The 12663-nt window shown below is 37.1% G+C and carries 17 protein-coding genes; 4 read left to right on the top strand and 13 right to left on the bottom strand.

Annotated features, from left to right (window positions below):
• Positions 1–118 precede the first annotated feature (118 nt).
• From nifH to LIQ05_RS13610, 11 genes are all read right to left on the bottom strand, one after another.
• A complete protein-coding gene (gene nifH, locus LIQ05_RS13660) occupies positions 119–937 on the bottom strand; it encodes a nitrogenase iron protein (RefSeq protein ID WP_226821463.1) in 819 nt (272 codons plus the stop codon).
• 23 nt (positions 938–960) lie between these two features.
• The gene (locus LIQ05_RS13655) at positions 961–2145 is read right to left on the bottom strand and encodes a nitrogenase component 1 (protein ID WP_226821427.1); all 1185 of its coding nucleotides are present in this window, start codon (positions 2143–2145) and stop codon (positions 961–963) included.
• 13 nt (positions 2146–2158) lie between these two features.
• Complete coding sequence (locus LIQ05_RS13650; RefSeq protein ID WP_226821425.1) at positions 2159–2662, bottom strand: hypothetical protein; 504 nt, start codon at positions 2660–2662, stop codon at positions 2159–2161.
• A gap of 86 nt (positions 2663–2748) precedes the next feature.
• Positions 2749–4119: a prolyl oligopeptidase family serine peptidase gene (locus LIQ05_RS13645; protein ID WP_226821423.1), complete on the bottom strand. Its 1371-nt coding sequence runs from the start codon at positions 4117–4119 to the stop codon at positions 2749–2751.
• Positions 4120–4367: 248 nt separating this feature from the next.
• Positions 4368–5255, bottom strand: a complete 888-nt coding sequence (locus LIQ05_RS13640) for a LysR family transcriptional regulator (protein ID WP_226821418.1) — start codon at positions 5253–5255, stop codon at positions 4368–4370.
• Between the two features lie 876 nt (positions 5256–6131).
• The gene (locus LIQ05_RS13635; RefSeq protein ID WP_226821416.1) at positions 6132–6359 is read right to left on the bottom strand and encodes a hypothetical protein; all 228 of its coding nucleotides are present in this window, start codon (positions 6357–6359) and stop codon (positions 6132–6134) included.
• A gap of 486 nt (positions 6360–6845) precedes the next feature.
• On the bottom strand, positions 6846–8102 hold the full coding sequence (locus LIQ05_RS13630; RefSeq protein ID WP_226821414.1) for a tyrosine-type recombinase/integrase: 1257 nt from the start codon (positions 8100–8102) through the stop codon (positions 6846–6848).
• Between the two features lie 64 nt (positions 8103–8166).
• Positions 8167–8403: a type II toxin-antitoxin system Phd/YefM family antitoxin gene (locus tag LIQ05_RS13625; protein ID WP_118608554.1), complete on the bottom strand. Its 237-nt coding sequence runs from the start codon at positions 8401–8403 to the stop codon at positions 8167–8169.
• A gap of 86 nt (positions 8404–8489) precedes the next feature.
• Positions 8490–8684 (bottom strand): excisionase, encoded by a 195-nt coding sequence (locus LIQ05_RS13620; RefSeq protein WP_118608528.1) that lies wholly within the window; start codon positions 8682–8684, stop codon positions 8490–8492.
• A 459-nt stretch (positions 8685–9143) separates the two neighbouring features.
• Positions 9144–9416 (bottom strand): helix-turn-helix domain-containing protein, encoded by a 273-nt coding sequence (locus LIQ05_RS13615; protein WP_118248127.1) that lies wholly within the window; start codon positions 9414–9416, stop codon positions 9144–9146.
• Positions 9403–9840 (bottom strand): RNA polymerase sigma factor, encoded by a 438-nt coding sequence (locus LIQ05_RS13610; RefSeq protein ID WP_005426505.1) that lies wholly within the window; start codon positions 9838–9840, stop codon positions 9403–9405. Before LIQ05_RS13610 ends, LIQ05_RS13615 begins: the two co-directional genes overlap by 14 nt.
• A gap of 504 nt (positions 9841–10344) precedes the next feature.
• Between LIQ05_RS13610 and LIQ05_RS13605 the strand changes: the two genes are divergently transcribed.
• On the top strand, positions 10345–10704 hold the full coding sequence (locus tag LIQ05_RS13605) for a helix-turn-helix domain-containing protein (RefSeq protein ID WP_015524620.1): 360 nt from the start codon (positions 10345–10347) through the stop codon (positions 10702–10704).
• Positions 10705–10767: 63 nt separating this feature from the next.
• Here LIQ05_RS13605 and LIQ05_RS13600 read toward each other — a convergent pair whose 3' ends face one another.
• Positions 10768–11103, bottom strand: coding sequence for a hypothetical protein (locus LIQ05_RS13600; protein WP_005426510.1), 336 nt, complete (start codon positions 11101–11103; stop codon positions 10768–10770).
• A 171-nt stretch (positions 11104–11274) separates the two neighbouring features.
• On the opposite strand from LIQ05_RS13600, the gene LIQ05_RS13595 reads away from it, so the two are divergent.
• The 3 genes from LIQ05_RS13595 to LIQ05_RS13585 all read left to right on the top strand — a co-directional run bounded on the left by LIQ05_RS13595 (position 11275) and on the right by LIQ05_RS13585 (position 12131).
• Positions 11275–11538, top strand: a complete 264-nt coding sequence (locus LIQ05_RS13595) for a helix-turn-helix domain-containing protein (RefSeq protein WP_015541275.1) — start codon at positions 11275–11277, stop codon at positions 11536–11538.
• Positions 11539–11632: 94 nt separating this feature from the next.
• Positions 11633–11806 carry a hypothetical protein gene (locus LIQ05_RS13590; protein WP_005426514.1) on the top strand — a complete coding sequence of 58 codons (174 nt, stop codon included), beginning with the start codon at positions 11633–11635 and terminating at the stop codon, positions 11804–11806.
• Positions 11793–12131, top strand: coding sequence for a type II toxin-antitoxin system RelE/ParE family toxin (locus tag LIQ05_RS13585; RefSeq protein WP_019162149.1), 339 nt, complete (start codon positions 11793–11795; stop codon positions 12129–12131). The genes LIQ05_RS13590 and LIQ05_RS13585 overlap by 14 nt, the downstream gene beginning before the upstream one ends.
• A 53-nt stretch (positions 12132–12184) precedes the next feature.
• On the opposite strand, the gene LIQ05_RS13580 is transcribed toward LIQ05_RS13585, so the two are convergent.
• Positions 12185–12544 carry an MmcQ/YjbR family DNA-binding protein gene (locus LIQ05_RS13580; protein WP_008703804.1) on the bottom strand — a complete coding sequence of 120 codons (360 nt, stop codon included), beginning with the start codon at positions 12542–12544 and terminating at the stop codon, positions 12185–12187.
• Positions 12545–12663 lie beyond the last annotated feature (119 nt).

Here is a 12663-nt window from a genome sequence, read left to right as displayed (position 1 = left end):
TTTTGTAGCTCGATTATACAAAATGCACAATATTTAATCAATTCCGTTTTTTCATCCACGATTTCCATTTTGGAAATTGTACAATTGTTTTCTATATTTATATTTTTTTTTGTGTTTTTTAACCATTCACATATTTCTCCATAAGCATTTCAAGTTCATCCCATGACAATGGATCTGGAATTGAAAAGTTCTGATTTTTTTCGATTTTCTCTGCCAAAGTCCGATATTCATCTGCCTGTTGGGTCTCTGGTGCAAATTCAAGAACTGTTTTTCTTTTACACTCTGCATGCTGCACTATATTATCTCTGGGAATAAAATATAAAAGCTGTGTATTAATTCTTTTTGCAAATTCTTTTACTAAATCCAGTTCATTATCTACAAGGCGGGAATTGCAGATCAGACCCCCTAATTTTGTTTTTCCTGAAAGTGCATATCGCTGAATTCCTTTACAGATATTATTCGCAGCATACAGCGACATCATCTCACCAGAACACACTATATAAATTTCTTCAGCTTTTCCTTCACGTATTGGCATGGCAAATCCTCCACACACAACATCTCCAAGTACGTCATAAAAAACATAATCCGTTTTTTCTTCATACCCGCCCAGTGATTCCAGCAGACTAATTGCCGTTACAATTCCTCTTCCCGCACATCCGACACCTGGTTCCGGACCTCCCGATTCTACTGCCCGAATCCCCTTAAATCCGATATTTACTAAATCCTCAAGTATTATATCTTCCTCATCTTTCGCGCGCATAACATCCAGAACCGTATCTTTTACTCTTCCACCGAGAATCAGTCTTGTCGAATCTGCTTTTGGGTCACATCCAATCAGCAAAAGCTTTCTTCCCCGTTCAGCTAATGCAACTGCCAGATTTTGTGTTGTAGTTGACTTTCCAATTCCACCTTTTCCATATATTGCTATCTGCCTCATATTTTTCTCTCTTCTGTGCAAGCTTAATTCAAATCACATCCAGCAGCTTTCCATTGTTTTTCCATCCATTTATTTAAATTTTCTCCTAAAAGGGAAGGTAACTTTTGTACCTCTCCATAAAGCGCAAATGCTTTATGAGGAAGATCAATCCATATACAGTTGGACGACGTAGACAACTTTCTAAGTAATGGGTCTGCAATAATTATCTGATATTCATTTTCCCGCAAAAGTTTTTCCGCATCTTCCTCACTTCGGATTCTCCGATCTCCTGAACAGGCTATGCTTTTTTCAAACATATAGAATGTACACACCTGTATATTGAAATACCCATAATCCTCATGCAGGGTTTCCCTGATTGCATTGGACATAACCTGTTCCCCTATGATCAACACCTTCTCCTTTCTTTTATTTTTATCTGCACAACTTGAATTTTGATGTTCCTTTTGAATATTCAATATTTCTTTTTTGTGAAGAGCAGAGAACATTTTTTCGGCACAGGTTTTTCCAAATGGTGCCCAAATCATATATGGCGTTCCATATTCTTTTTCCAAATATTTCGCTGCTGAAATTCCAGAAACAGAAACTACAAGATTCATAGATGCTTTTGCTGCCTTTTCAATATTGGATGTGTTCTCTTTTCCTCCGAGATTTGCAATTACATGCGACCCTTCCTGTTCTATCCATTCTCTGATTTTTTCTGTGTTGTTTTCCTGCCAGTCCAGATTAGTTGCTCCAAGGATATTAATACATCCATCTTCCATTTTTTCTGCTTTTTCCAGAAGCTTTACCAATGCCAGTAATGTTTCCGATATTCCCGTGTCATATTTTCCCTGTCCTGATAGCTTTACAGCAGCAGTCCTGATAGTGCTTGCCTGTTCTATTTTTTCAGCCGCCTGTTCCAGGTCAGTTCCTATCATTGCAGAACATGGACCTGCGCTCAAGAGTACAAATTGAGGATTATATATACTCTGATAATTTTCAAAAGTTTTTAATACCTTTGCTTCTGTTCCACGTATGACATCCTCGCTATTCATTTCTGTATGCACAACTCGAATGTCTGAATGCTGTGTTCTTCGCTTTCGTTCTCTGGTTGTCCGATATTCTGAACAATCATCAATAATTCCCATTCCCTCTGTTTGATTTATAACTTCAATAAAACCAAAATTATCTGCCATAAGTGGTGGCAGCTTTCTCCATAATCCAGCCATTCACATTTCCTTTCTATTCAGTCGCATAAGGATCATATCCAACAAAATGACATCCCTTATGAAAATATATATTAGTCTTCAATTCCTCTGACAGATTCTTTGTCAGGGTAGCATAATCCGTCGAAAGCAGTTCAATCTGGCAACCGCCAAACAATATCAGTTTTTCCGGATGAATCTCACTTACAACCAGGCGCACTGCTTCTTCGATTTCATTCAAATATGAACCTGTGATCCAGTCTACATCATCCAATATCAGAAATGTCAGTTTACCTTCCTGCTGAAGTTCCATTTTCATGGTTCCTTTATGCCTTGTGCAGGATCTGGAACCAATAAATAGTAAGTGTGTTCCCGGCTTTTCCACCAGAAGGCGGTAACCCTTTCGGTTTCTTGACCCATTATGCTGTTCTCTGCCGTGACGATTTGTGCCATGATCTTCTGCACCATGATGTCTCAAACCATGGCGACCCATACCGGATTTCTTCCTTTCTCTTCTTTGTTCCCTTAAATTTCTATCCAATCCAGTTCTCTCCTTATCTGATCATTGAAATATACAAAAGGGCCGCCCACATTCCAATGGACGGCCCTGCTTTTATAACTTATTGCCTATTTTGTCTGCGAAAATAGCCATTCTTTAACACCTGGCAGATCATATCCAAGTCTCCATGTCATTCTATGTCCGCCTTTTAAAGCATTTCCATCTGCATCCATGCTTCCAGTACCAGCAGCAATCTTCAGATAGCAGATATTGGCATCAGATGATAACGCTTCATCAATAATTGCAGACTGATCTTCCGGTGCTGCAATACCATCAAAGGTTGCACGGGCAACAACGCCGCCTTCTTCTTCCCATTTTGCTACGTTCTTATCAAGTCTTTCACATGCAGGGTCATCTTCAGAAACAAGAAGCAGCATATTCTGATCTTTAATATCTTTTACCTGCTCTGCATCCCACTGACCGGCCATAATATAGGCAGCTGTAAACAGTTCAGGATCTTTTTCCATCATTACCATGGAAGCCATGCAACCCATGGACTGTCCGGTTGTGTAAATTCTGCTTGTATCAACTGAATATTTTTCTTCCAAATCCTTGATCAGGTTCATTGTTCCATACATATAGCCTTCATAATATTCCCAATAATCATTGATATATTTGTCTTCAAAAATCATGGTAACTACGAAACACGGGTTATCTGCCTGCCATTCCTCTGATGTCCAGACAGTTCCTCCATTTCCCTGTTGAAGAATATATTCCCAATCACAATTTACTGCACTTGCATCTGGAATAAACAGTACCAGTGGATATTTCTCTCCAGAATCCTGGTAACCATCCGGTTTGTAGAAATTGTAATGGAGAACAGTATGGGTTTCCGGATCATTGAAGAAATGGTTATCATCAAACTTATCTACATCCGGAGTAAGAATAGCATCATTTCCCATGATACCGCCATCACCAGCGGAGGTAGAATGTTCTTCCTCGCTTCCAGCGAAAACAGTTCCGTCAATAGCTGTAACATCCTGATGCTGAATTACAGTTGCATCATCAATTACAGTCATTCCTTTGATTCTTCCGTCTGTAGCATACCGGTCGTCCAAAAGCGGGCTCTGAATTTCCAAATCCAAAATTACATAATTTCCATCTACATTTTCTTCTGTCACAGCACATTCACTATTTGTATGAACAGCAGTAATATTTCTGTCCTTTACCTCAAACATATCTGGTATAAGGCTGGCTCCTGAAATTGCTGTTGGATACTCCAAAATAACATTGGATACTTTCTGACCATCTCCATAAATGTGATTTACAGTATAAATTTTCTTAATTCCCGATTCCACATCTGTGTTTTCCTCCTGCACTACATCTGATGCCAATACCTGTGCAGCTTTTTCCGTCTCTTCTGCAAATACTCCTGTTGTGGTCCCGGACAGCATTGTTGCAATACATAATGCCGCAATTACTTTTTGTCTTCCTTTCATTTGAAATACTCCTTTCTTTTTGTTTTTTACTCTTTTATGTCGGCTCATGTTGATGGACTTATTGTATCGTCACAGATGGTTTTTAGCAATTCCATTGCAATAACTGCGCTTTCCATTTTGGAAACATAGTTATAATTCATAAAAAATTTAGTATACTATCGCATAATATATCCAAAAAATCAAAAAAATAAGGCCTCCGTCTTATAGACTTTAGTCTTATTTTTTAACTGATATAAACTTTCGGTTTCTCATAAACTGATTTTTTCTATCATAAAATGCAAAAATTCTGTTGCCGCCGGACAGGATAGTTTTCGTCTGTACAATAAATAAATATACGAACGAATTATAGGCGAAATATCCACGATTGCGCACTTCTCCAATGCCTCTGCTGGAATATGAAGCCTGTTCAAAACAGCAACACCACATCCTCCAAGCACATAACGAATCATTGTCGAAGTAAACTGCGATTCCGCTACAATATGTGGGATAAATTTCTTTTTCTCACATAATTCGTTAAATTTCTGAGTCTCCTCATGAGGAATGCTGGTAGCACTCGCGTGTAAAATAAATTTCTCATTCGCAAGTTCTTCCAGGGTAACATTTTTCTTATCCGCCAGCTTATGATTCTTTGGCAGAACAACTGCCAAATGATCTGTTTTATAAATCAGCTGGTTAAAATTATGATCCGCAGCCTCACCTTCTCCCAGAAATGCAAAATCACATTTTTTCATCTTCAGCAAATTCATTGGCTGGTATGTCTCATATGTACGCATATCATTATCCGGGTGTGTTTTTGTAAATTCCGTGATAAGATCAATCAATCCATACTGCCCCAAAACAGGTGCATATGCAATAGCAAATGCATTTTTATTGTCATCAGACAATTCATCCAGTGCAGCCACAGCTTCCTGACTCGTCTCAATCATCTGTTTTGCATATGGATATAAAATTCTGCCATATTCATTTACTTTGATTGATCTTGCAGAACGGTCAAATAACAAAGTCCCCAGTTCCGTCTCCAATTTCTGAATATGCTTAGTCAAAGCTGACTGTGAAACATTCATATTAAACGCAGTATCCTGAAAACTGCTCGTTTCTACCAAGGAAACGAACTCCTCCAAAATCCCAATTTCCATTTATAAAACCCCCTAATTTCTACCAGTTCTTTTGGTCAGCTTACATAAGCTTATCAAAAGAATTAACATGATATCAGGGAACTGCTTTGCAGCAGAGCAATTCGTAGATATCAAGTCAGGGTCAAAAAATCTTTTGCCCCTAACTTTTTAACACTAGTTTAACATGAATCAAAATATAAAACAAGTCAGCAAAAAGTATTCAATTCACAGATATCGAATGTTACTATTCCGCGAGATATTTTGGCATGAATATGCCAAAATCCCAAAACATACGGCATGGATTTATGTGATTAGCATAAATTCTGTGCATCGCGAAGCGTGTTACTGAGAACATGGTGAACAGTAACTATCCAATCACATTTTATAGAATTTTTTCATTACCATGCATGTGTATTTAACAAACAATTTCTATAATAATATCAAAATGTTTTATTTGTATGCAAAATACAAAAATAAGTTCTAGTTAGTTTCATCTGACTTATATGAGTATATCAGATTTCAATGCAAAGAAAAAGAGTCTATAGCACTTTTTCATACGCATCTCCCGGATAATTATATCTTTATGCAACTACACAGCTTTTTTCCATTCAGTACCGCTCTGCCTCCATCACATTCTTTTTGCTCTCCGGAAGCTTGCACGATAAAACTTTTGACCTTGGGATTCCAACATTCTAATATGCTTTTACTGTAATACATGTAGTTCCACAATACCCCCCAAAAAAAATGGCAGAACTCAGAAGTTCTACCATCTTTTTTCTATTTGCCACAGGCAAAATAAATATTCTCATGTAAACCGCTTTATTTATAACCATAAACTATTTTCCCAATTTGGGAGTTCTATAGTACGTAATAATGCGGAATGCAAAATCATGCGATTCATGACATCATATAGACATCCAAAACCATGGACGCCTGTGGTTTTGTTCCTTTTCTGCTGGAAGTTCCAAATTTTTCCAGTTTCTCCTTGGTAGTGGGGATATTGACTCCTGAACCATCTGCCGCTAAAGCCAGATAGCCTTGAAAAGTAGAGAAACCGGGGTCTTTGTAAAAGTTTCTGTTATGATGGCGGTAAAGCTCATAAAAAGCCAGTGTGTTCAGCTTCATACGTTGTTTTAAATACCCTGGGGTGATATTTCGGTTCCCGGATGTGCAGTTTTCAGAAGATGATATCACAACAGGTACGTTTTTGAGAATTTTTTATAAAATCACCTGCCCTATGGAAAAGACACCTATTATCTATTTTTATTATACAGCAAAATCGCAGAAAAAAGGAACCTCTTACACTTCAAAATGTAAAAGATTCCTTAAGTTAATAACATTGTGAAAATACTGGATTTTCAAAGGTTTTATGGTTCTTATTAAAGATCTGCAAATATCAGATTATTTACCCATCTGCGATGCGATATTTTCGACTTACATACCTCCTGCTATGCAAAGTTTTAAGTCTTACATTCCTACCTGCTATGCGAATAATCCAGTTAAAATCAGCATTTTCCGCTATGCGGATCTTTCAGTTTTATATTACTTTAACAATCAGTCTAAAAACGTTTCAACAACCTCATTACGTAACTAATTGAGTAATTCTATTGCCTACATAATACCAAGAAGCTCGTCCTGCACAACTCTTTGTGCTGCTTTCGTATTATCTAGGAAGTCCCCCAAACGTTCTGCTTCTTTTAGTTTTATATCGTCCAATACATGTGTATATGACACCGTTGTATTATAATTTGAGTGTCCCATAATCTCCTGTACTGTCCGAGGGGTCATTCCTTTTTCAAAACATCTTGTTGCAAAAGTATGTCTCAAAGCATGTGGATGGACTCTTTCAAATTTCTTAGGAATTGTTCCCGAATATTCCGCTTCTATTCGAAGCGTCTCATTTATCTGTTTTGTAATGTTTCTCATATCATTTTCAATCGTATAACGACCTATTGGAGTTCCTAATGATGTAGTGAATATCAGATCGTCCATATCTTTGGGCTGTTTCCATTTCTTTCCCATGTCAGCTCGCTTGGCTTTCTGTTTTTCAAACTGCCTCATTAGTATATCTTTTGTCTCTCCAAAAAAAGGAATTTTTCTGACAGAATTTTCTGTCTTGGGTGATGTAAAAAACATAGTTTTCACGCCATCCTCATATTGATATGACAGAGATCTTTTTATACTGATAAATCGATTCGTAAAATCAATATCTCCCCACTGAAGTCCACCAACCTCCCCGATACGCATTCCTGTAAGCAACATCAGCTTATACATTTCTTCATACCAGCTTTTTGTTCTTTCCAAATGTTCTATAAAAATTTCCTGCTCTTCTACTGTCAGTACTCTTCTTTCAACTTTATCACACTTTGGAATAACAACTCCTACAGTCGGATTAATAGAAGTTAAACCATTCGCCATAGCTGCCTCAATACAGTTCTGTAAAATACCAGTCGCTTCTCTGACCGATTTCGATGATCTCCCAGCTTCGAGCATATCAGCAATCGCTGTCTGAACATGTAATTGCCGAATATCTTTCAGATTTTTTGATCCAATTCTCACACCATAATAGTTTACAAATTTACGCCTATACTGAGCTGATCCTCCATTTTTCAATGTCGGAGCCTTATATTTTTCGTACCATTCCTCAAACCATTCATTTAATGTAAGAGTATCAGTTTCATAGCCTAACCATATTGAACCTTTTCTGGCTTCTTCCACTGCTTCAGCAAATTCTTTTTTAAGAGTCCTCAATTTCCAACCATATAATAAAACGCTTTTTCCTGCAACCTGCGCTCTCGCCATATAACGTCCATCAGGTCTCTGTGTTAAACCTCTGCCAAGTTCTTTTCCTTTTAAGTCTTTTCCCATAATTTTCACCTTCATAATTGTTGCTTGCAATTTCAAAAGTAAAAACTATCGGCGGTCTATCAGATCACTCGGAAATGGGATGCTCTTTTTCTTCTGTCCTATCAGAATACTTGCCTTTTTTAAATTTCACATTTCCATAAAAGTCACTCATACCAGAGTTTTTTTCAAAAGTTTCCAAACTCATGATTACCATGTCTCCATAGCCATTTTTCGTTATAAAAACTGGTTCTTCTGACTCATGGCACATTTCTGACATTCTATTCGTATCTCTTAGTTCTCTAATAGGAATTATTCTGGGCATCTTTTCATCTCCTTTCTTCCATATTGTAGCATAATTGTGCTTCAACATCAAGTGTCTATTACCGCCTTTTTTACTTTTGTTGAACATTACATTTTCAATTGAAACTTAGCACTTTTCTTCAATTCAGCATCTAAAAGCTCCTTATGAATCAACACTCGTCGTCCGACCCGAACTACATACTTACAACTAGGATTAGAAAGCAGTTCTCTCGCTTTCGTTTTTCCAATTCCCATATATGTACAGAATTCCTCTACAGACAACAAAGTCTTTTCAAGTTCCAAATTGTCACCCCCTCTTTTTATGCCCGCTGATAAAAAAACACTTCATGGTTAAAATGTTCTTTTATCAACAGGCATTTTATCAAAAACCTGCAGGCAGCCACCAGGCATGGCCTCATTGGATTTGCACCATCTTTTCAGACCGAATCTTTATCGGAAGTATCATTATCAAAAACAGTTTCCTCGCTACAAAGTTCCTAAGCTCTGTTGGTAACAATATATTTCTCGCTCGTACCTTTCCTTCAATGCCAAAATCAGCACTTCCTCAGTTTTCACTTCCACACTTCTCGACAATTTGTCGGGAAGTTAAAAAGCAGATAGTCTCCGCGTATTTGCTACATAGCTCCACTATTTCACACGTTCCTGCAAGTTAACTATATGTAATTTTCAAGGTACAGTTACACTGCCCACGGATTTCTAAAGGGGAGCAGAAATCTTTAGCAGTTAATATAAATACTCCCTTTACTGATTACTTTTCCTTACATATGATTTCGTATCAAATCCCAAGGTCTTAGTAATCAGTTTTGTTTCCAGGCGTTGACGCAGAGTTTCATCTACACAGTAATGCACCTGTCCAAATTCGTCAAACATTTTTCTGGTAGCTAAAACTGTTATGTACCCTTCATAATGCTTCAACACTGCCTGGATTGCCTCAGTATCACCAGTTGATGCTGCCTCAATAACATGGAATGGCAGCAAATCAAATGCGCATTTCTGTTTTTTACTTTTTTTCATTTGCAGATTCCTCCATATTTTTTCTCATCAGTTCCAGTGATCGTCTACGATGCTCATTAATTGTGCTGCGTACAAGATTCATTTCTCTGGCAATGTCTGCATCACTCATATCCATAAAATATGATAATAACACAACATTCCTTTTCTTTTCAGTAAGTGTCTGCAGTGCTTCAGCAATCAATGCATCTTTGACTTCTATGTCGTAACCCAGAACCTGAAAACGATGTGTTTCCATTTCATGCTCATCCATTATAAAAAGTCTGCTCAACTCCTTTTCTGATAATTCTGACAACATCACTTCATACTTCTGGCGATATGCCATATGCTTTTCATAATTAATAACTTCACTTTTCAATGCCAGCTTGCACAGAGAATCAAACTGATGTCTGACTGTCTGCTCATCTTGAAAAGAGGATTGCTCCATAAGAGTTCACCTCCTTCCCCGCCGGTAGGCAATAAGCAAAGTTCTTGCTTCCCCTTCACACATATCCCAAACGGATAAGTGCATTTGTCGGGGTGTGGGAAGAAATTTTTAAAAAATTTCTTAATAAATACGAGAAAATTGTTTTTCCTGTATTTTGAGGTATATAAAAAACGTCCTAATGGGTAGTTTTTAACCCATCGGACGCTATTTATATCAAAAGATAATATTTTGCCATCATTTCTTGTGGCATATAATTCACTTTTTGAGGTAAAGAAATTTATTTGCTTTTTTGAACTATTTATCTATTTCATCCGTCACGTAATGACGGATGTGATACCAGACAATAAAATTCTTAATCTTTCCAATACCTCCGGATCTGTTTTACGGAAATTCAGAATTTTATATGTCTTTTAAAAAGTGAAATATCACCCTCTTTTTTAGTGAAATATTAGTTCATTTTCTTTCAAGAAAGGGAACTATACACTAAACATGGAGGTGTATCATATGCCAAAACAAACAGATAAAGAACTGGGATTGTTTTTTAAGAACGCCCGACACGAGCAAAAATTGACTTATGAAGAATTAGCTGAAAAAGCAGAAATGTCCAGCCGATATTTAAAGGAAATTGAAAATGGGGGCCGAGTTCCCAGTTTTCATAAAATCAGAAAACTGGTACGCGCTTTAAATGTTCCTCCTGAACCATTGTTTTATCCAAACAATCATACAGATAATCTTGATTATCAACGCCTGCTCATGTACCTGTCAAAATGCAACGATGAGCAAATTACCGCTATCCTTGCCATCGTAGAAGCATACCTGCGCACATACAAAATTCCTACAGACCACGATAAACAAGATCCCTGAAATTCATTTGAATTCTATCTGAATTATTCTGAAGAAGCGGTATGGTTTCCCATACCGCCACTCTTAACGTGCATATTTTTCTATCATTCTCTTAACATTCGTGGATTTCTTTATTGCCCCTATATTAATAAGAAACTCAACTACATCCATCATTCCCTGGTAATAAGCCCGCTGCTCCTCTTCATAATGGAAATGTTCTAACTGATCCAGATATTTATTCCAGAAATTCTGCTCACGCTCTGGGATTTTTTCCAGATGTAGTGGCAGCTTCTTTTGTATTTGTTTCAAATTCTTCTCTGCTTCTTTCCATTCTTCCGGCTGTACTGTATATTCTCTTTCTCCGGAGTCACAGCGCAATTCCTCAAATAAATTCGATACTGCTTCATAAAATTCATTCATCTTCTTTCCACCTCTCATTAGAATTATTTCTCATTACAGGCAGCATTATCATTTTCTTATTTCAAAAATCAAATAAACTTTCCAAAAACTTCATCTTTAGAAGTATAGTAACAATATTTTTCCTTAAAATCAATAATAATACTTCATCTTTAGAAACTTTTGAGGATCAGAATGATTATTTATTGGGATAAAAAAACGAACAGTAAAAACAGAATAGGACAACGGGTAAAAGAATTACGAAAGGCTCATAATCTTACTCAGAAAACACTCGCTGCCAAATTACAACTTGCAGGATATGATTTTAATGATCTGGCAATCCTGCGAATTGAACAAGGCACACGTTTCGTTCCCGACTACGAAGTTGTCGCACTGGCCGAAGTATTTAATGTTTCCTGCGAATATCTTCTTGGTCTGACGGACGCTCCTGCAAAATAATTCAATTGTATTGCTGCCCATTCTATGCTAAACTATGGATAGATACTTCTGAACAACATACACTATTTATAAACCGTATGATTGGAGTGATTTCATGGAATTAACAAAAAAAGTCCCTACAACCGATAAAAACCAGGAAAACAATCATCTTCTCCGCATGTTAGACCGGGGAATTGATGATATGGAAGCTGGTCGTGAATTGCCACTGGAAGATGCTTTTCGCAAAATCACAGAATTAAGGGATGCACGAAGAAATGCAAGAATATAAAATTATTTTAACCTGGGAAGCAATTTACGATGTCACAGACATTGCAGATTATATTGAAGAAGAATTCGGCCAGCAACGTGCTGACCGTTTTCAATCTGATCTGAAAGAACAAATGCAGAATTTAGGCCAGTTCAGTACTGCCTTTCCCCGAACTCAAATTCTGTACAGAGGATATTCCATACATAAAAGATCTTTTCCGCCATCTATTATTTTTTATATTATAATGGAAGAAACAAAAGAGATTCATATTCTCCGAGTGTTGCGCCATGAACGAGATTGGGAAAATATCCTGTTGCAAAGATCAACTTATACATATCCAGAATGAATACCTGGGAGCCGATCAGAGATTTTTCTGAAAGGCTTCCTTTTTAATTTTAATTACTTCCCACTGTCAATTAAATCATAACTCATATCCAGAAAATCTAGCGTCTTAGCTTCACTGACAGATTCATCCAAAAGAATCGTAATCCAGTGTCGCTTATTCATATGATACCCCGGTAAAAATCCATACGTTTGAATTAACATCCCAACCAGATCAGGGTCACATTTTACATCCAGGATATTAATTTTTCCATCTTCTTCTAATCCCAGTGTTTTCTTTTCCACTGCCATAATTATAGCATACCATTTTCCATTTTTATGTCGAAGCACCGCAGAATCAGGATCTTTTTTCCATAAATATTCCGGTTCCGTTCCATATTGCTCTTTCACATATTGAAAAATTTCCTCACGTTTCAAATTTATCCCTCACTTACGATTTCTTGCTCTGATTATACGCTATCAGGATTATATTCTCAACCACTTCTCACAGTTCCATTTATGTTTTATAGCTTTTGCATAGCCTGCTTTGCAGGCTA

Source organism: Blautia glucerasea (assembly GCF_020537505.1).
GTDB lineage: Bacteria > Bacillota > Clostridia > Lachnospirales > Lachnospiraceae > Blautia_A.
Note: the sequence above shows the minus strand (reverse complement) of the source record. Positions and strands in the feature narration are given on the sequence as shown.